General features: G+C 73.2%; 11 protein-coding genes and 1 riboswitch. Of the genes, 7 read left to right on the top strand and 4 right to left on the bottom strand.

Annotation, left to right across the window (positions count from 1 at the left end; translation table 11 throughout):
• Positions 1-19: 19 nt before the first annotated feature.
• On the bottom strand, positions 20-829 hold the full coding sequence (locus ACQPZW_RS35515; protein WP_433790374.1) for a universal stress protein: 810 nt from the start codon (positions 827-829) through the stop codon (positions 20-22).
• Positions 830-1,002: 173 nt separating this feature from the next.
• Here ACQPZW_RS35515 and ACQPZW_RS35510 point away from each other — a divergent pair, with 173 nt between their 5' ends.
• The 6 genes from ACQPZW_RS35510 to ACQPZW_RS35485 all read left to right on the top strand — a co-directional run bounded on the left by ACQPZW_RS35510 (position 1,003) and on the right by ACQPZW_RS35485 (position 9,340).
• The gene (locus tag ACQPZW_RS35510; protein ID WP_433790373.1) at positions 1,003-2,286 is read left to right on the top strand and encodes a citrate synthase; all 1,284 of its coding nucleotides are present in this window, start codon (positions 1,003-1,005) and stop codon (positions 2,284-2,286) included.
• 110 nt (positions 2,287-2,396) lie between these two features.
• Positions 2,397-3,947, top strand: a complete 1,551-nt coding sequence (locus tag ACQPZW_RS35505; protein ID WP_433790372.1) for a gluconokinase — start codon at positions 2,397-2,399, stop codon at positions 3,945-3,947.
• Between the two features lie 414 nt (positions 3,948-4,361).
• Positions 4,362-4,479: riboswitch (cobalamin riboswitch) on the top strand.
• 33 nt (positions 4,480-4,512) lie between these two features.
• A complete protein-coding gene (locus ACQPZW_RS35500; RefSeq protein ID WP_433790371.1) occupies positions 4,513-6,801 on the top strand; it encodes a VWA domain-containing protein in 2,289 nt (762 codons plus the stop codon).
• Positions 6,802-7,026: 225 nt separating this feature from the next.
• A complete protein-coding gene (gene cobO / locus ACQPZW_RS35495; RefSeq protein WP_433790370.1) occupies positions 7,027-7,626 on the top strand; it encodes a cob(I)yrinic acid a,c-diamide adenosyltransferase in 600 nt (199 codons plus the stop codon).
• On the top strand, positions 7,620-8,960 hold the full coding sequence (locus ACQPZW_RS35490) for a cobyrinate a,c-diamide synthase (RefSeq protein WP_433790369.1): 1,341 nt from the start codon (positions 7,620-7,622) through the stop codon (positions 8,958-8,960). The genes cobO and ACQPZW_RS35490 overlap by 7 nt, the downstream gene beginning before the upstream one ends.
• Positions 8,957-9,340: a cobalamin biosynthesis protein gene (locus ACQPZW_RS35485; protein ID WP_433790368.1), complete on the top strand. Its 384-nt coding sequence runs from the start codon at positions 8,957-8,959 to the stop codon at positions 9,338-9,340. Before ACQPZW_RS35490 ends, ACQPZW_RS35485 begins: the two co-directional genes overlap by 4 nt.
• Here the strand turns inward: ACQPZW_RS35485 and ACQPZW_RS35480 are convergent.
• Together ACQPZW_RS35480 and ACQPZW_RS35475 are read right to left on the bottom strand one after the other, a co-directional pair.
• Positions 9,310-10,794 carry a glutamate--cysteine ligase gene (locus ACQPZW_RS35480; RefSeq protein WP_433790367.1) on the bottom strand — a complete coding sequence of 495 codons (1,485 nt, stop codon included), beginning with the start codon at positions 10,792-10,794 and terminating at the stop codon, positions 9,310-9,312. The genes ACQPZW_RS35485 and ACQPZW_RS35480 overlap by 31 nt on opposite strands.
• A gap of 178 nt (positions 10,795-10,972) precedes the next feature.
• A complete protein-coding gene (locus tag ACQPZW_RS35475; protein WP_433790366.1) occupies positions 10,973-11,494 on the bottom strand; it encodes a hypothetical protein in 522 nt (173 codons plus the stop codon).
• A gap of 5,558 nt (positions 11,495-17,052) precedes the next feature.
• On the opposite strand from ACQPZW_RS35475, the gene ACQPZW_RS35470 reads away from it, so the two are divergent.
• Positions 17,053-18,189 carry a SigB/SigF/SigG family RNA polymerase sigma factor gene (locus ACQPZW_RS35470; RefSeq protein WP_433790365.1) on the top strand — a complete coding sequence of 379 codons (1,137 nt, stop codon included), beginning with the start codon at positions 17,053-17,055 and terminating at the stop codon, positions 18,187-18,189.
• A 26-nt stretch (positions 18,190-18,215) separates the two neighbouring features.
• Here ACQPZW_RS35470 and ACQPZW_RS35465 read toward each other — a convergent pair whose 3' ends face one another.
• A complete protein-coding gene (locus ACQPZW_RS35465) occupies positions 18,216-18,836 on the bottom strand; it encodes an ATP-binding protein (RefSeq protein ID WP_433790364.1) in 621 nt (206 codons plus the stop codon).
• Between the last annotated feature and the right edge of the window lie 25 nt (positions 18,837-18,861).

The following is an 18,861-nucleotide window of genomic DNA, read 5'->3' as shown; positions in this document are numbered from 1 at the left end:
TCCCGTACAGCCCGAAGACCTATGTATGCGTCAACGGTAGCAATACGGGCACCACGTCACCGGGCTTCACGAAACCTGCCGGGCGGCGCGCACCGTGCACGAAGACCGCAGGACCGGCGGCACGGCGCAGCACCTCCTCGGCCACCGTGCCGAGCCGGCCCGAGGCGTGCGCGCCGCGCGGCCCGAGCACCAGCAGGCCGGCCCTACGCGACACCCGGGCCAGGGTGGCCCCCGGGTGCCCGATCAGCATCCGGCGGCGTACGCCCGTCGTGTCCGGCATCCGCGCGAGCACTTCGTCGAGCACCCGCTCGCCCTCGGCCTCCCGCCCCGGCTCGGTCACGTGCACCGCGTGCGCCGGCCCGCCCCGCCGGCCGGCCGCCTCCACCGCGAACCGCAGCGCCAGCGTCGCGTAGGGCGAGTCGTCCACGGCGGCCACCACCGGCCCCGACGGGGTCCGCTGGGCACGGGTGACCGCGACCGGGCACCAGGCCCGCGCCACCACCTCGACCAGCGGCCCGCCGACGACCACCAGGACCGCGGCCCGGCTCAGGCGCAGAAGGACCCGTCCGGGTGGGCCATCCACCAGATGCGGCCGCGCGTCGACCCCGGGTGTGGAACGCTTGGCGATGGAGACCGCCTCCTCCACCAGGTGCGAGGCGGTCCGCCGGGCCGGGCCCCAGCCGGCGTCGCCGGGCCCGGTGAAAGCGTGCACGACCTGCAACATCCGTCCGCGGGAGCATGCCTCCCGCGCGGCGAGGCGGACCGCGGCCGCGTCGGTCACCGGGTCGCCGACCGCCACGACGACGGGTCCCTGGTTCGGGATCTGCATGGGCCCTCCCGTAACGAAGTCGCAATATACCGACCATTGTCTATGGCGCAACGACCCATACGTACTGGTGACCAATGCCTCAACAGGTGGCCACCTGATGACCCATTCAGGTTGAGGGTTTACGGTGAACGGCAAAATCCTTGGGACATCTGCCGGTGAAGTGAGGGAAATACATGACGGATGTCAAGCTCGACCACCCTGGTGGTCAGTTGTCGATGGCGGTCACGAAGGCCGTCGACGGTCCGGGCGGCATCGACGTCAGTGCTCTGCTGAAGGAGACCGGTTACGTCACCCTGGACCAGGGTTTCGTGAACACCGCGTCGACCAAGTCGGCGATCACTTACATCGACGGTGACCAGGGCATCCTGCGCTACCGCGGATACCCGATCGAGCAGCTGGCCGAGAAGAGCACGTTCCTCGAGGTGTCATACCTCCTGATGAACGGTGAGCTGCCGACCGCCGCGCAGCTGCAGGACTTCGCGGACAAGATCCGTGTGCACACCCTCCTGCAGGAGGAGATGCGCACGTTCTTCTCCAGCTTCCCGCGTAACGCGCACCCGATGTCGGTGCTCTCGTCGGCGGTCACCGCGCTGTCCACGTTCTACCAGGACGCGCTCGACCCGCTCGATTCGGAGCAGGTGGACATCTCCGCGATCCGCCTGATGGCGAAACTTCCGACGATCGCGGCGTACACCTACAAGAAGTCCATCGGGCACCCCCTGCCGTACCCGGACAACTCCCTCGACTACGTCGAGAACTTCCTGCGCCTGACCTTCGGGCTGCCGACCGTCCAGTACAACGTCGACCCCAAGGTCGCCAAGATCCTGGACATGCTGTTCATCCTGCACGCCGACCACGAGCAGAACTGCTCGACCTCGTCGGTGCGCCTGGTCGGCTCCTCCCAGGCCAACCTGTTCGCCTCCATCTCGGCCGGCATCGGCGCGCTCTCCGGCCCGCTGCACGGCGGCGCCAACGCGGCGGTCCTCGAGATGCTCGAGCAGATCCGCAAGGACGGCGGAGACGTCAACTCGTTCGTCACGCGAGTGAAGAACAAGGAAAAGGGCGTCAAGCTCATGGGCTTCGGCCACCGGGTCTACAAGAACTACGACCCGCGCGCCGCCATCGTGAAGAAGGCCGCCCAGGAGATGTTGAACACCCTGGACAAGCCCGATCCGCTTCTCGAGATCGCGTTCAAGCTCGAGGAGATCGCGCTCTCCGACGAGTACTTCATCTCCCGCAAGCTGTACCCGAACGTCGATTTCTACACCGGCCTCATCTACAAGGCCATGGGATTCCCGACCGACATGTTCACGGTCCTGTTCGCGATCGGCCGGCTCCCCGGCTGGATCGCGCAGTACCGCGAGATGATGGTCGACCCGGCCAACAAGATCGGCCGCCCGCGGCAGATCTACACCGGCTCGCCCGTCCGTGACTTCGTCCCGGTCGAGCAGCGCTGATCCGTCTCTCCGCGAACGCCCCGCCGGCCGACACCGGTGGGGCGTTCGCATTTCCGGCCCGCCGGGCATGAAAGGCTTCCGGAAGCAGGCGGTACGGCAGGAGGACACGCATGGACGTCGTGATCGGCATCGACACCGGAACCACCTCGACGAAGGGGATCGCGGCCGGCCCCGGAGGTGAGATCCGAGCCCTGACCAGCGTCCACTATCCGCTGTCGGTGCCCGGCCCCGGTCGTGCCGAGCTCGATCCGGGCGCCCTGACCGACGCCGCCGTCCAGGCCCTCACCGACGTGGCCGCCGAGTGCCGGGCGAAGGGCGACCGGGTGATCGCCATCGGCCTCAGCTCCTTCCTGCACGCCCTGGTCCCGATGGACGCCGCCGGCAAGCCGCTCGGCCCGGTGGTCACCTGGGCCGACAACCGGTCGGCCGCACAGTGCGAGCGGATCGTCGCCGACAACCGCGCCCGGAAGCTGCAGGCCCGCACCGGCACCCCCGTGCACCCGATGTCGCCGCTCACCAAGCTCGCCTGGTGGGCCGAGGACGACCCGGAGACGCTGCACGCCACCGCCCGCTGGGGCGGCGTCAAGGAGCTGATCGTCGCGGCGCTGACCGGCGGGCCCTTCCTGGTGGACCTGTCGATCGCGTCGGGCACCGGCCTCTACGACATCCACGCCCGGCGCTGGGACGACGAGGCCCTGCAGATCGCCGGGGTACGCGCCGGGCAGCTCGCCGAGGTCGTGCCCACCACCCACGCGCTGCGCCTGCACGCCGACGTCGCCGCCGCCGCGGGACTCCCGGCCGAGACCCCGCTGATCATCGGCGCCGCCGACGGGCCGCTGGCCAACCTCGGGGTCGGCGCCACCCCACCCGGGGTCGGGGCGGTGTCGCTCGGCACGAGCGGCGCGCTGCGTACCGTCGTCGGCAGCCCCACCAGCGACGAGGCGGGCCGCCTGTTCTGCTACGCGCTCACCGAGGACCGCTGGGTGATCGGCGGCGCGGTCAACAATGCCGGCTCGGTGGTCCGCTGGGCGGGCCAGACGTTCCTGCCCGGCGGCGACGGCGAGGATGCCGACGACCGCGACGCCCAGCTGCTGGAGGAGGCCGCCGGGATCACCGCCGGCAGCGAGGGCCTGCTCTGCCTGCCCTACCTGCTCGGCGAGCGCGCGCCCTGGTGGCGGCCCGGCCTGCGTGGCGGCTACCTGGGCCTGCGCCGCGAGCACGGCCGCCCGCACCTGGTCCGCGCCGCCGTCGAGGGCGTCTGCCAGCAGCTGGCGCTGGTCCGTGACTCGTTCGACGCCGAGGGCCACCCGCTCACCGAGATCCGGGCCACCGGCGGGGCCGCCGCCTCGAAACTGTGGATCACCATTCTCGCGTCCGCCCTCGACCTGCCGGTGACCGTCGCCGACGTGCCCGAGGGCACCGCGCTCGGCGCCTGCCTGCTGGCCCGGCACGCCATCGGAGAGCTGCCCGACCTGGACCGGGCCGCCGCGCTCGTCTCGACCGGCGACCCGGTCCGGCCCGACCCGGACGACGCCGAGCTCTACCGGCGACTGCGCCCCCTGGTGGAGAAGTCCGCCCTCGCCGTCCTCGACATCGTCGCCGAGCTCGACAAGCTGGCCCCCGAGCCCCTGCCCGCCACCGAGAAGGCGGTCGGTCGCTGACCCTCGTGCAACCCTGCCCGGTGGGCGCGGCGTCGTACGCGTGACTACGACCCCGCCCACCGGAAGGAACACCTCGTCCCGAGTGGACGACCACGAGCTCCTGGAGCAGGGGGTGGAACGGTGGAGACGGTCCGCCTACCGGCGGGAGAAACGCCGCCGGACCGGCCTGCGCCCCGCCGGGGCGGCCGCCGGAACGCTGCTGATCCCGACCGGCGGATGGCGTACCCCACCGCGTCGGCGTCGAGCTCGCCGACGGACGGGTGCTGCATGTCCAGACCCTCGACGTCCTCGAAGGCAACCGCACCCCGAGGGAGGCGCCGCTCACACCCGGGCAGATCGCCGGCATCGCTACGACCCTGGCGGCGCGGATCCTGCCGTGACGGACCCCGCGTTGACGGGTCACCGGCCGGTAGGAAAGAGTGACCGGCGAGCGGTAGCGGAGGAACCCGGTGCGAATCCGGGACGGTCCCGCCACTGTGACCGGACACCGATTCCGGGAGCCAGGAACTCCGGCCGCTCGTGACAACCGACGCGCGGGCGTGGACACCCGCCGGAAGGGATCCTCTTGACGACTCCGTACCCGTTCTCGGCCGTGGTGGGCCTCGACGACCTGCGCCTGGCTCTGCTGCTGACCTCGGTGTCACCGGCCGTCGGTGGGGTGCTGGTCCGAGGCGAGAAAGGCACCGCCAAGAGCACCGTGGTCCGCGCCCTGGCCGGCCTGTTGCCGCAGGTGGAGGTCGTGCACGGCTGCCGGTTCGCCTGTGACCCGGCAGCGCCCGACCCCGGCTGCCCCGACGGCCCGCACACGCCCGGCGGGCCGTCGGTGGCGCGGGCCGCGAGCCTCGTCGAGCTGCCCGTCGGTGCCACCGAGGACCGTGTCGTCGGCACCCTCGACCTGCAGCGGGCACTCAGCGACGGCGTCAAGGCGTACGAGCCGGGCCTGCTCGCCGCCGCTCATCGCGGGGTGCTCTACGTCGACGAGGTCAACCTGCTCCCCGACCACCTCGTCGACCTGCTGCTCGACGCCGCCGCGATGGGCCGGGCCCACGTCGAGCGCGACGGCGTCTCGGTCAAACACGCCGCCCGGTTCCTGCTCGTCGGCACCATGAACCCGGAGGAGGGCGAACCCCGCCCGCAACTCGTCGACCGGTTCGGCCTGGTCGTCACGGTCGCCGCGCCCCGCGACGCCGTCCAGCGGGCCGAGGTCGTCCGGCGGCGGCTCGCCTACGAGGCCGACCCGGACGCGTTCGCCGCCCGTTTCGCCGCAGACGAACGCGACTACGCCGCCCGCATCGCCGCGGCCCGCGCGGTGCTCCCGTCGGTCGAGCTGCCCGACGCCGAGCTCGACCGCATCGCCCGGGTCTGCCTCGCCTACGGCGTCGACGGCATGCGCGCCGACATCGTCGTCGCCCGGTGCGCGGTCGCGCTCACCGCCTGGCACGGCCGCGACCGGGTCACCGCCGGCGACGTCGCCGACGCGGCCCGGCTCGCCCTCCCGCACCGCCGCCGCACCGACCCCCTCGACCCGCCCGGCACCGACGAGCAGCGACTCGACGAGGCCCTCGCCGAAGCCGAACGCCAGGCCGCGGCCTCCGCCTCACCCGAGGACGACGAGGACGACGACCCGGATCCGGGCCCGGACGGCCCGGGAGGACCCGACGGTGGTGACGGTCCGCGAGACGGTGACGGCCCCTCCGGCGGTACGGCCGACGCGTCCCGTGAGTCCGCTGGTCCGCCCGGCGTCCCGCCTCTCGGTTCGGGCTCCCCGGCCGACGGCGCACCCGACGCTGGTCCGCGTGCCGCCGAGTCCTCGTCCGAGCCGTCGTCCGAGCCCTCGCCCGGCGCCGAGCCGCACCGAGCCGGGGCGGCCGCCGTGGCCGGCCCGGCCTACCGCCCCCGCATGCTGCGCATCGCGGCCCGCGGTGAGGGCGGCCACGCCGGCCGCCGCTCGCCGGCCTTCGCCCGCCGGGGCCGGGTCGTGGGAAGTCGCCCCCCACAGGGCAAGCTCTCCGGCGCTCCCCACCTGTTCGCCACGCTCCGGGCCGCTCTGGACCGCGCTGCTCTGGACCGGGCCGCTGTGGATCGGGCCGCTGTGGATCGGGCCGCTCCGGATCGCGCTGCTCCGGATCGCGCTGCTCTGGATCGCGCTGCTCTGGATCGCGCTGCTCTGGACCGGGCTGCTCTGGATCGCGCCGCTCCGGGGCGCGTCGCTCCGGGGTCCTCGGGGATTCGGGTGCTGCCGCGCGATCTGCGGGAGTCGGTTCACGTGGGGCGGGAGGCGAACCTCGTCCTGTTCGTGGTGGACGCCTCCGGCTCGATGGCCGCGCGCAAGCGGATGACGCTGGTCAAGACCGCCGTGCTCTCCCTGCTGCGGGACGCCTACCAGCGGCGCGACCGGATCGGGATGATCACGTTCCGGGGCGCCGACGCCGACGTGGTGCTGCCGCCGACCTCCAGCCACGAGGTGGGCGTGCAGCGGCTGGCCGCGCTGCGCACCGGCGGCCGGACGCCACTGGCCGCCGGTCTTCGGGCGGCTGCGGCCACGATCGCCACCGAGCGCCGCCGCGACCCCCGCCGCCGTCCGCTGTTGATCATCGTCACCGACGGCCGGGCGACCAGCGGTCCCGACCCGCTGCGCCTGGCGCCGATGCTCGCGGGCGTGGCCTCCGTGGTCGTCGACTGCGAATCCGGCCCGATCCGCCTGGGCCTGGCCCGCAAACTGGCCGCCGCCCTCGACGCCGACGTCATGCCCCTCGACCATCTCGAGGCCGCCACCGTCCGTCGCGGCACGCCGGCCTCTGCCGCGGGCGGCCCGGCTCCGACTCCCGACCGCGCGTACCGTCGCGCTGCGTGACCCGTCCCGGCCGGATCGGGATCGGCGGCGGGCCGTCGCGCGGGCGGGTCATGCGGTTGCGTACTCCGTCGACCGTTCGCGGTCCGGGGCGGTGAGGGGCGTGAGCCGCGTCTTGGGCGTATGCGCGAACCGGCGGGACGGCGTGGGTTCGGCGGGCGGAGTGGCCGTACCACTGCAGGTTTGTGAAGACGGTGAGCGGCGTGAGGCCGTGCGGAAGGAGGAATGGTGCCGCAGGGGAAAGTGACGAGTGTGCCCGATGACGGGCTGACGACGCGGCAGCGGCGGCGGCAGGCGGTGTTCGCCGTGCACACCGGGCCGGGCAAGGGCAAGTCGACGGCCGCGTTCGGGATGGCGCTGCGGGCGTGGAGCGCCGGGTGGCCGATCGGGGTGTTCCAGTTCGTGAAGTCGGAGAAGTGGAAGGTGGGGGAGGAGGCCGCCCTCAAGGCGCTCGGCGCGGCCGGGCAGGCCCCCGTCACCTGGCACAAGATGGGTGAGGGCTGGTCCTGGATCCAGCGGGCCGGCACCGAGCGCGACCATGCCGTGGAGGCCGCCGAGGGCTGGGCGCAGATCAAGCGTGACCTGGCGGCGGAGACGTTCCGGTTCTATGTGCTGGACGAGTTCACCTACCCGATGAAGTGGGGCTGGGTGGACGTCGCCGACGTGATCGAGACCCTCGCGAACCGCCCGGGCACCCAGCACGTGGTGATCACCGGGCGGGACGCGCACCCGGATCTGATCGCGGCCGCCGACCTGGTGACCGAGATGACCAAGGTCAAGCATCCGATGGACGCCGGCCGTAAGGGACAGCAGGGCATCGAATGGTGAACCGGATCGTCATCGCCGCTCCGGCCAGCGGGCACGGGAAGACGACGGTGGCGACCGGGCTGCTGGCGGCGTTCGCGCGGCGCGGGGTGAGGGTGGCGCCGTTCAAGGTCGGGCCCGACTACATCGACCCGGGCTATCACGCGCTCGCGGCCGGGCGGCCGGGCCGCAACCTCGACCCGGTGATGGTCGGTGAGCACCTGGTCGGGCCGCTGTTCGCGCACGGGTCGGCGGGCGCGGACCTGGCGATCGTCGAGGGCGTGATGGGGCTCTACGACGGGCGGACCGGCGCCGGCGAGACCGGATCGACCGCGCAGGTCGCGGGGCTCCTCGACGCCCCGGTGATCATGGTGGTGGACGCGGCCGCGCAGGGCCGGTCGATCGCGGCGCTGGTGCACGGGTTCCGCAGCTTCGGCAACGTGCGGATGGCCGGGGTCATCCTCAACCGGGTCGGCTCGGACCGGCACGAGCAGATCCTGCGGGACGCCTGCGAGGAGGTCGGCACCCCGGTGCTGGGCGCGCTGCGGCGGGCCGACGCGGTCGCCGCGCCGTCGCGGCACCTCGGGCTGGTTCCCGCCGCGGAACGGCGCGCCGAAGCCCTGGCCTCGGTGGACGCCCTGGCCACGCTGATCGCGGCGTCGATCGATCTGGACGCGGTCGCCGCGGTGGCCCGGTCGGCGGCACCCTTCACGGCCGACCCGTGGTCACCGGCCGCGGAGGACCCGGTGCCCGGGAGCCCGGTGGTCGCGGTCGCCGGTGGCCCGGCCTTCACCTTCTCGTACGCCGAGACGACCGAGCTGTTGACCGGGGCCGGGGCGACGGTCGTCCCGTTCGACCCGCTGCACGACGAGTCGCTGCCGGCGGGGACCCGCGCCATCGTGGTGGGCGGCGGTTTCCCCGAGGTGCACGCCGCCGCGCTCTCCGCCAACGCGGCGTTGCGCGCCGAGGTGGCCGGGTTCACGGGTGTCGTCGCCGCCGAGTGCGCCGGCCTGCTCTGGCTGTGCCGCACCCTCGATGGGCAGCCGATGTGCGGCGTGCTCGACGCCGAAGCGGTGATGACCCCGACGTTGACCCTCGGCTACCGGGACGCGGTGGCGCTGTCGGACAGCCCTCTCGCCCCTGCCGGCACCCGGGTCACCGGGCACGAGTTCCACCGCACCACCGTGCACCCGCGGTCGGGTCTGCTGCTGTCCCCGGCCGGCGGCGCGGCCTGGGCGTGGCGGGGCGCCGACCCGGAGGGCTTCGCGACCGGCTCGGTGCACGCGTCCTACCTGCACCTGCACTGGGCGGGCACGCCGTCCCTGGCCCGGAACCTGGTCGCCGCGGCGGCGCGATGATCGTGCTCGGCCTCGGCGCGCGCGGCGGTGTCGCGCTGCGGGCGCCGGTGCTGGCCGCGCTGGCCGGCGCACGGCTCCGGCCCGCCGACGTCGGGTTGCTCGCCACCCTGGACCGGCGGGCGGCCGAGGCCCGGTTCCGGGATCTGGCCGCCGAGTTCGGGTGGCGGCTGACCGGGTTCACCGCGGCGGAGCTGGCCGCCCAGCCGGCGCCGAACCCGAGCCGGCGGGTGGCCGCCGCGACGGGCTCCCCGAGCGTCGCCGAGGCCGCGGCGCTGCTGGCCGCCGGCCCCGGCGCGGTGCTGATGCTGCCGAAGACCACCCGCGACGGGGTGACCGCGGCGATCGCCGGTCAGGACTTGGCGGCGGCCGGCCACTCGTGAACCGGGATGTTGTCGTGCATCAGCGGCAGGTAGCGGCGCACCATCTCGTGCAGGGCGCGGTCTCGGTCGTACCCCTGGTCCTCCAGGGCGTGCAACGTCTCCACCTGCCACGACGCTCCGTTGCGGTGCCGTAGGCAGCGTTGCTCGATGATGCCGAGCAGCCGGTCGCGGTGGGCCGGGGCGACGCCCCACAGGTCGAGTCCGGCCGCGGCCTGCGGCAGCAGCCAGCGCAGCACCAGCTCGGTGACCGGCAGCGTGCCGTGGCCGGGCCAGAAGACGGTCGCGTCGATGCCGTGCCGGGCGCAGTTGTGGAAGTTCTCCTCGGCCGCCTTGAAGCTCATCTGTGTCCACAGCGGCCGCTGTGCCTCGGCGATCGTGCGGGTCAGGCCGTAGTAGAACGCGGCGTTCGCGATCGTGTCGGCGACCGTCGGCCCGGCCGGCAGCACCCGGTTCTCCACCCGCAGGTGCGGACGGCCGTTGACGACCGCGTAGATCGGCCGGTTCCACCGGTAGACCGTGCCGTTGTGCAGCCGCAGCTCACTCAGCTCCGGGATCTCGCCACGCTCCAGGATCTCGGCCGGGTCGTGGATGTCGCAGATCGGCAGCAGCGCCGGAAAATACCGGACGTTCTCCTCGAAAAGGTCGAAGACACTGGTGATCCAGCGTTCCCCGAACCAGACGCGCGGGCGCACCCCCTGGGCTCGGATCTCCTCCGAGCGGGTGTCGGTGGCCTGCTCGAACAGCGGGATCCGGGTCTCGCGCCACAGCTCCCGGCCGAACAGCAGAGGCGAGTTCGCGCCGAGCGCCACCTGGATGCCGGCGACGATCTGCGAGGCGTTCCAGTACGCGGCGAACTGCGCCGGGCTCACCTGCAGATGGAACTGGGTGCTCGTGCACGCCGCCTCGGGCGCGATGGTGTCGGTGGTGACGGCCAGCCGGTCCACCCCGTCGATGCGGATGTCCAGGTCCTCGCCCCGCGCCGCGAAGATCTGCTCGTTGAGCAGCTGGTACCGCGGGTTGGCGGTGAGCGCCTCGCCGGTGAGGTGCTCGCGGCGCAGGGTCGGGAGGATGCCGATCGTCACCATGTGCGCGCCGGCCGCCCGGGCGCGCCGCTCCGCCTGGTTGAGGCTGGACCGCAGGCCGCGCTCCAGTTCGGCGAAGTCGTCGCCGGCCAGCCGCCGCGGTGGCAGGTTGATCTCGATGTTGAACTGCCCCAGCTCCGTCTGGAAGTCCGGATCGGCGATCGCGCCCAGCACCTCGGCGTTGCGCATCGCCGGATCGGCATGCTCGTCGATCAGGTTGAGCTCGATCTCCATGCCGGTCAGCGGACGTTCGAACTCGAACCGTGCCTCGCGCAACATCGTCGCGAACACGTCGAGGCTACGGCGGATCTTCTGCCGGTAGCGGGTCCGGTCCTCGCGGGTGAAATTGGTCTGGTCGACTTTCTCGCCCACCGCGCACCACCTTTCGAGCCGTCAGAGACGCCAGGGGAGCGTGCGGCGCCGTAGCCGCCGTCCCCCCTCGACATGATGACGGCTGTCGATGGCGGAGCGCCCGGTGCGGACCGTCCATTCTCGCCAGTTGTCCAAACGATCTTTCATGGGCGTCGTTCGTACCCCGCCGGGAGGAAAATCATCCCAGCCAGACGGCCATGACGGCGCCGAAGATCGTCACGCCCACGGCGGCCTGCAGCAACAGCGCCGGGCCCAGGTGTGACCACTGGGTGGGGATGCGCGGCGTCAGCGGCTGCATCGTCGTCAGATTGACCACCTGCAACAGCCGGACCGGCAGGGTCGGATCGGCCTGCGGCTCGGTGCGCACCTGGATCAGATCGCCGCGGTGCAACGCCGACTGCGGCAGCTGCCCGTGCATCTCGATCTCGTAGATCTGCCCGAGGTCGTCACGCAGCCGCACCGGGGTCACCAGGAACTCCGGGCCCTTGCGCAGCTCCTTGAGAGTGCGCCGGGCCGGGGTCATCCGTAACAGGGAGCCGATGAGCTGGGCGATGCCGGCCATCAGGAAGACGGCGAGGGCGACCGGCCGGCCGATGCGCACCTCACGGGTGTAGGACGTCTGGAAACCGACGAAGCGGCCGGTGATGATCGGACTGACGTGCCGGAGGATCCGCTCGCGGTGCAGCTCGGTGTCGTCCATGGGGGGTCACCTCCTGGAAGTACCTTCATGCTACGGAGCGAGCACGGATAAACACCGTGAGTGAATTTCCTCTAACTGCATACCGCCCGGTCAGGCGGCCCGTCCCGATTTCCGCCGACCCGCACCCCGATCCGCACTGATCTGGGGAAATCCGCCCTCCGGGTACCCCCGAAGGGGTGAACTGGAGCGGAGCCGAGACAACCGGCGGGACCATCGTGTCGTCCCGGCAGGTGGACGAGGCCGGGATGGGGGCGACAGGGCGATGGCATCGACTTACGTCAAACCGGAAAGTGTGCTGGCCCGCACCGCGACCAAGATGGTCGAGGCACACGGAGGCGGGCTCGGCCCCCACGACGGGATCACCGAGTGTCCCGCCTGCGGTGAGCCGCTTCCCTGCCGTACCGCCCAGGCCGCCGCCGAGGTCCTCGCCGCCGCCGGCCTCGCCGAAGCCTCCGGGCTCGTCGCCGCGACCCGCCCCGCCTGGTCGCCTTCCACGCCCGGCCTCATGCCACCGGCCGCACCCACACCACCACCCTGGGTGGTCGAGGAGTCCTCATATGGCGAAACACCTGCTGTACCTGCTCCTCCGCCTCCTGGCCTGGCCCCGCCCGGCGGCTCCGGGCTCACCACATCCGGTCCGGCGGCGGCTTACCACTCTTCTTCCGGTACGGCTACCGGTGCCCATCACAGCGAGAGGCCTGTTCCCGGTCCCGCAGTATCGGAAGGGCCCCTCGACCGCGGCTCCCTCGGTGCCGGTCCGCTCGGTGGCGGTCCGCTCCACGCCGGGGCCGACCCGCTCGGCGCTGTGTCCTTCGGTGGCGGTCCGCTCGGTGGCGGCTCTTTCGGTGGCGGTCCGCTTGGTGGCGGCTCTTTCGGTGGCGATCCGCTCGGTGGTCGGCCTCTCGGCTCGGACTCGTCCGGCGGATCGACGTTCGACGCGTCAGCGACCTCGTTCGGTGCGGAGCCGGGGGGTCTTACGGCCGGGGGATCCGCCTCTGATCGGGAGCCCGGACGATTCTCGGGTGCCGGTGCCGGTGGTAGCCACGGCGCGGCACCTGGTTGGGCGGCGCCGGGGGAGCCGGGCTCCGGAGCCGGCCCGGGGGAGCCGCCTACGGGTCGACGCCGGGTGAGCAGCCGTTCGGATCGCCCTCGGGCGGAGCCGCTCCCGGACCCGGCTACCGCACGGAGAGCCCGCCCTTCGGGGCGGCCTCCTCCGGAACGTCCTCATCCGGCCCTGCATCCTTCGGGCCGGGTCCAGTGGCGGACGCCGGTCAACGTCCGGCTGCCTTCGGGCCGGGTCCGGCCGCCTTCGAGCTGGGTTCAGGTGTCCACGGGCCGGGTTCGGCCGCCTTCGAGCCGGGTTCTGCTGTCCACGGGCCGGGTCCGGCCGTCTCCGAGCCGGGTTCTGCTGTTCTCGAGCCGGGTTCGGCCGCCTTCGGGGCCGGGCAGGCTCCGTCGGGAACCGGCTTCGGGGCCGTTCCCGGCGGATCTACCGAATTCGGGCCGGGCTCTTCCGGGATCGGCCCAGGCGGACCCGCGCGAGGGGCTTTCCCGATGCCCCCGCCGCCCGGCCCGATGCCGACGCCGAATGACAGCCCTAACCAGGGCTATCGATCCTCTGACGGATGGCCGTCGCCCGCAGCCGGCAGCCCCGCCGACAACCAGGGAGGCGCCGCCGAGGGCCGCCGACCCTGGCCGTCGTCCGACCCGTCCGGCCTGCGTCCCTCAGCCGCCGAACCGTCCGCGCCGAGTTGGGCGACCGAGGAGACCGGCGCCTGGCAGACGGGTGGCCCCGGACCGGCCCCGGGCTCCCGCCCGCCGTGGCTGATCGGCGAGGACACCCCGGGCGGCGCCCAGGCGGGCAATGCCGGCATGTCCCAGCCCGGTGCCGGCTACGCGGCCTCCGGACACTCGGACGGCACACCACCAGGGATCCCGGCGGGGCCGTTCGGGCTGAACTCGCAGGGCAGGAGCGCCCCGCCCCCACCACCCGGAACCGGTGAGCCCGGTCAGTCATCCGCTGACGCGTCAACCCCGCGCGGTCCCGGGGCGGTCCCGGGCGCTCCGAGTGGTTTCGGCGCGGTCCCGGGTGCTCCCGGTGGTGGGCATGGTGGTCCGGGCGCGGCGCCGGGTGGTCCCGGCGGTGGGCATGGTGGTCAGGCCGCGGTCCCGGGTGGTTTTGGCGGTGGGCATGGTGGTCCCGGCACCGCTCCGCTCGATTACGGCGGTGGTTTCGGTGGTTTCGGCGCGGCCCCGAGCGGTCCCGGCGGTGGACACGCTGTTCCCGGCGTCAGCCCGGGCGGATCCGCCGGGCACGATGATTTCAGCTCCGGTCACATAGGCTCGGATGCCGGCCAGGCCGCCTACGGTGGTCGCGATTACACGGGTTCGGATGCCGGGCAGGCCGGTCCGGCTGCTGCCTACGGTGGTTCCAATTACGGAGGGCCGGGCACCGTTCAGGGCGGGCCGGGCACTGGTGACTCGGGCGCCGCCTACGGTCGGCCAGGCGCGGGTCATGGTGGTCCCGGCGGAGTTTCCGCTGGTGGCGGACCGACATCGGGGGGCGAGCACTTCCAGGGGACGGCCCCGCCCCGGACCAGCCTCGCGTCCCGCGCGGGGCTCACCGGTCCCGGTATCGAGGCCCCCGCCACCCCGTCCTCCGGCGGTCCCACCGGTTTCCCGCCCCGCGACGCTGGTCAGCAGGGCGCACCAGGCTCCGGTGCATCGTTCGCGCCCGGGCCGGCCGCGTTCCCGGGCGCTCCCTCCGAAAGCGGCGCCCCGTTCCCAGGCGCTCCTTCCGGAACCGGCGGCCCGTTTTCAGGTGCTCCTTCCGGAAGCGGCGGCCCGTTTTCGGGTGCTCCTTCCGGAAGCGGCGGCCCGTTTTCGGGTGCTCCTTCCGGAAGCGGCGGTCCGTTCCCCGGCGCTCCTTCCGGGAGCGGCCCGTTCCCAGGCGCTCCCTCCGAAAGCGGCGGCCCGTTCCCGGGCGCTCCCTCTGGCGCGGCCTCGTTCCCGGGTGCTCCCGGAACCGGCTCCGTCTCGGGAACCGCCTCGGTTCCCGGTAGCGCTGCCGGGTTCGCGTCCGTCCCCGGTGCCTATCCGGGTGGCGGCCAGCAGGACGGCCCGGGTGCGAGGCCCGCTTTCCCGGGTTCCGGCAGCGGCAGCCTCCCCGGAAGCGCCCAGGGCGGCGCCTTCTCCGGCGGACAGTTCCCGGGCGGCGACCCCGCCGGCGGCGGCGATCAATTCCCCGGCAGTGGTCTTCCGCCCGGATCCGCTCCGGGTGGCATCTCCTCGGGTGGTTTCGCTCCCGGCGGGGTTGCGTCCGGCCCTGGTGTCGGTCCTCCGTTCGGTCAGGCCGGCATGCGGCCGGACGCCGCCATGCCGGGCGATGCCGGTACAGGCGGCTACGGCACGCCAGCTCCAGGCGCTCACGGGTGGGTCGCCCCGGGCCCGAGCCCATCAGGCCAGGGCGAAGGAGGTTACGGAGCGGGCACTTCAAGCATTCCGGGCGCTTCGGGCCAGCACGCGCATGGTCAGGGCGAAGGGGATCATGGCGCGAGCGCGCCGGGTGCTTCATACCAAGGTGCTCCGGGCCAGGGCGGTTACGGCACCGGGGGAGCAGGTCAGGGCGCGGCGGGCCAGGGCGGTTACGGCACCGGGGGAGCAGGTCAGGGCGCGGCGGGCCAGGGCGGTTACGGTTCAGGCCTTCCCGGTTCGGGCGTGCCGGGTTCCGGCGGGTTCGCTGAGCCGAGCGGTTCCGGCCTTCCCGGTCAGGGTGTGCCTGGTTCGGGCGGGTTCGGTGGGTCGAGTGGATCGGGCCTTCACGGTCAGGGCGGGCCCGGTTCAGGTGGGTTCGGCGGGCAGGGTGGATCGGGTCAGGATTCGGCGGGCCAGGGTTTCGGTCCGGGCGCGGCCGCTCAGGGCGGCTTCGGGCAGAGCCCTCCGGACCAGGCCGGCGGCCGGAACGGCACTGTCCCCGGCGGCGGTTTCCCCGGCGGATCCGCTGCGGCCGGGGCTTCTCCGGGTGTGCCGGGCGGTCTCGACGCCACCGGATTGATGCCGTCCGTGCCGGTGACACCCGGGCCGGGAGCTCCGCCGCCCACCGGACCGTTCGGTGGCATGCCCACCCCGGGCGCACCACCCTCCGACGACGTGGACGAGTTGATGCGGCGGCCGCCGCTCTACAGCCAGCAGAACAGCCCACTCGACGCGCCCCGCTTCACGCGTTCGGCCCGGCCGCCCCAGCCGCCCGCCCTGCCGCCGATGCCGGGAACGTTCGGAGCGCCCCCATCGCCCGCCCCCCGGGACCAGGCGGGAGCCCTGCCTCCGCCGGGCATGCCGGCCCCGCACTCCGGCGCGCCCTCCGCGGACGCCCGATCCGCGGCCCTCGGGGGTCAGCCACCGTCCCTGCCGTCACCGCAGTCCCCGGAACCGGGTCATCACAACGCTCCGACGTCGCCACCCGCCGGCGGTCAGCAGCCCGGCGCCCGTTCTCCGTTGCAGGCTCCGGACATGGGCCAGCACAGCGCGCCGGCGTCCGACATGGGCCAGCAGGCTGCCCGGTCGCCACTTCAGGCCCCGGACATGGGCCAGCACAGCGCGCCGCGTCCCTCCCCGGCCTCCGGTGCGGGTCAGCCGCCCGCGCGGTCGCCGTTGCAGGCTCCGGACATGGGTCAGCACAACGCGCCGCGTCCCTCCCCGGCCTCCGGTGCGGGTCAGCCGCCCGCGCGGTCGCCGTTGCAGGCTCCGGACATGGGTCAGCACAACGCGCCGCGTTCCCCGCAGGCCTCTGAGGGGGGCCAGCAGGCGGCGAGGTCGCCGTTGCAGGCGCCCGACATGGGTCAGCACAATCCCGGTCCGCCGGCGGCGACGCGCTCACCGTTGCAGGCTCCGGACATGGGTCAGCACAACGCGCCCTTGCCGCCGACTGACGCCGGCGGGCGTCCCGCCGCGGCCCGCTCACCGCTGCAGGCTCCGGACATGGGCCAGCACAACGCACCGTCTCCGACCGGCGGTCAGCCGCCCGCCCGCTCTGCCGACGGCGCCCCGTCGGACGAACAGAACGCCCCGTCCGGGCTCCCGTCCCGCCCAGCGGCCGTGGCCCGCCCGTCCTCGTCCGCCCCCGCACCGGAGGTCCTGGAAGATCCATCGTCCGCACCCAGTGGCCTTCCGGGCCGTCGCCCACAGCCGTGACGGCTCAGCAGCCGAGCCGCCCCGAACCCTGTGGCGGCTGAAGCTCCCTAGTCCGCCGACGGCGGGGAACGGGCGGGAGGGTGTCGCGCTTTGGGCTGAAGTCGCGGATGTCCGGCACGTCCGGCGGGTGCCGGCGGGAGACCCTGGACGGGAGCCGTACGACCACTCGCCCATCCGCATCGCTCCTGGTCGAAGGCGTGACGGCGGGTACGGGCGCGGTGCCGGGTGGCGGTGGACGGGACCGGGGAGAGGCGGCCGGGTTCGGGTGGACGGGTTTGGGATGGGTGGGGAACGGGCAGTAGGTTCCGATGGCGGGGCGGGTGTCGGGAAGGCCGGTATCGCCCCGGATCGCTTCCGGAAGGGGTGACATGCCCTCGCGAGGTCAGGTCGGGGATTCGGCCGAGAACGTGCTGGAGGATCTCGACGCGGCCGCGATCGCCTACGCGGATCGCCGGGAGGGCGCCATACCCACACAGGCTGAGGCGTTGCGCGAGGAGATGATCCGTTACTGTCTGCCGTTCGCCGGGCGGCTCGCCCGTCGCTACCGTGGCCGGGGCGAGTATCTGGAGGATCTCGAGCAGGTCGCCCGGCTGGGACTGGTCAAGGCCATCGATCGGTACGATCCGGAGCGCGGCTCGTTCACGGCCTACGCGGTGATCACCATCTCGGGCGAGTTGAAGCGTCACTTCCGGGATCGCACCTGGGGCGTGCACGTGCCGCGCCGGGTGCAGGATCTGAGCCTGGAGGTCGGTCACGCCTCGATGCTGTTGACGAGCACCCTGGCCCGTACGCCGACGACCCGTGAGCTGGCCGAGCGTCTCGGTGTGCCGGAGGCCGCGGTGCTGGAGGCCGTGGAGTCGGCCGCCGGTTATTCGCCGGCGTCGTTGAACGCGCCGGTCGCCGAGGACGGGGCGATGGAGTTCGGTGACCTGCTGGGCGGGGTGGACACCGATCTGGAGTCGGTGACCGACAAGCTGACCGTCACCGACCTGCTGATGCGCATGCCGGCCCGGGAGCGCCGGATGCTGGCGATGCGCTTCTACGGCAACCGCACGCAGGCGGAGATCGCCGACGAACTGGGCATCTCGCAGATGCACGTGTCGCGGCTGCTGAGCCGGGCGCTGACGTGGCTGCGGCAGGCGATGCTCAGCGACGATTCGCCGCACTGGGAGGGCGAGTCGCGGGGCACCCGGTCGGGCATGCAGGTGTCGGTGGCCCGCGAGGGCGACGTTCTGGTGGTGCGGGTGCGCGGCGAGGTCGACCGGGACACCGCGGACCGGCTGCGGATCGGGCTGCGGCACGCGATCACCGGGAAGGGCGTGCCGGCGGTGGTGGTGGATCTGACGGCTGTTCCGCTGGTGGACGCGGCGGGCGTGTCGGTGCTGCTGGACGCCGTTCAGGCCGCTGCCACGGCGCGGGTCGAGTTCGGTGTGACGGGCGCTCAGCCGTACGTCGCGAGGATCTTGGCCGTGTCGGGTCTCGCCGGTGTGCTGCGGCGGCCCTGATCGCGGACGGTGACGGACCGCGTCGTCTAGGTCCGGCGCAGCGCCGCCCAGACCACCTTGCCGCCGGTCGACGGTAGGTAGCCCCAGCTGTACGTGAGCTCGTTGACCAGCAGCAGTCCGCGCCCGCCGGCGGCCTGTGGTGACATGCCGAGCGCCGGGACCGGCGGCTGCGGCGAGCCGTCCCGGACCGCCATGTTGAGGTAGCGCCGCCGCAGCGACAGCCGCAGCGTCATCATGCTGCCCACATGGTCGACGACGTTGGCGATCAGCTCGGTGACGATGATGCTGGCGGGCGCGACGAGGTCGGGCAGGTCCCAGCGGGCGCACGCCTCGGTGACGACGTCGCGGCCGTGGCGGGTGGATCCGGCGACGGGCAGTAGTACCTCGCTGATCGACGGCACGGTCCGGCGATCGTCGTGCAGATGGGTGCGGGCCGCGGCGACGCTGTCGTAGAGCGGCAGGGTGTGACCGGCCGCGGTGGACAGCAGCTCCCGGGTCTCGGGCCGGGCGCGCAGATCAGGATCGGCGTCCCGGGCCAGCGGGCGGCCTGCCGCAGCACCACCCGGAAGAGGGAGAGCGCGAGCGGCTGGACGACCCGCAGTCCGGACACGTCGACGAGCAGCGCGTCGGGTTGCTCGGCGAGGCACTTGAGCAGTTGCTCGCGGAGGCGGG

Source organism: Actinoplanes sp. CA-252034, assembly GCF_050956125.1.
Lineage (GTDB): Bacteria > Actinomycetota > Actinomycetes > Mycobacteriales > Micromonosporaceae > Actinoplanes.
This window is presented reverse-complemented; position numbering and strand designations above follow the sequence as displayed.

Coding starts and splice junctions, on each gene's coding strand:
- ACQPZW_RS35510 (WP_433790373.1), top strand. CDS start 1,003: ATGACGGATGTCAAGCTCGACCACCCTGGTGGTCAGTTGTCGATGGCG.
- ACQPZW_RS35515 (WP_433790374.1), bottom strand. CDS start 829: ATGCAGATCCCGAACCAGGGACCCGTCGTCGTGGCGGTCGGCGACCCG.
- ACQPZW_RS35490 (WP_433790369.1), top strand. CDS start 7,620: ATGGTGAACCGGATCGTCATCGCCGCTCCGGCCAGCGGGCACGGGAAG.
- ACQPZW_RS35485 (WP_433790368.1), top strand. CDS start 8,957: ATGATCGTGCTCGGCCTCGGCGCGCGCGGCGGTGTCGCGCTGCGGGCG.
- ACQPZW_RS35475 (WP_433790366.1), bottom strand. CDS start 11,494: ATGGACGACACCGAGCTGCACCGCGAGCGGATCCTCCGGCACGTCAGT.
- ACQPZW_RS35505 (WP_433790372.1), top strand. CDS start 2,397: ATGGACGTCGTGATCGGCATCGACACCGGAACCACCTCGACGAAGGGG.
- ACQPZW_RS35470 (WP_433790365.1), top strand. CDS start 17,053: ATGCCCTCGCGAGGTCAGGTCGGGGATTCGGCCGAGAACGTGCTGGAG.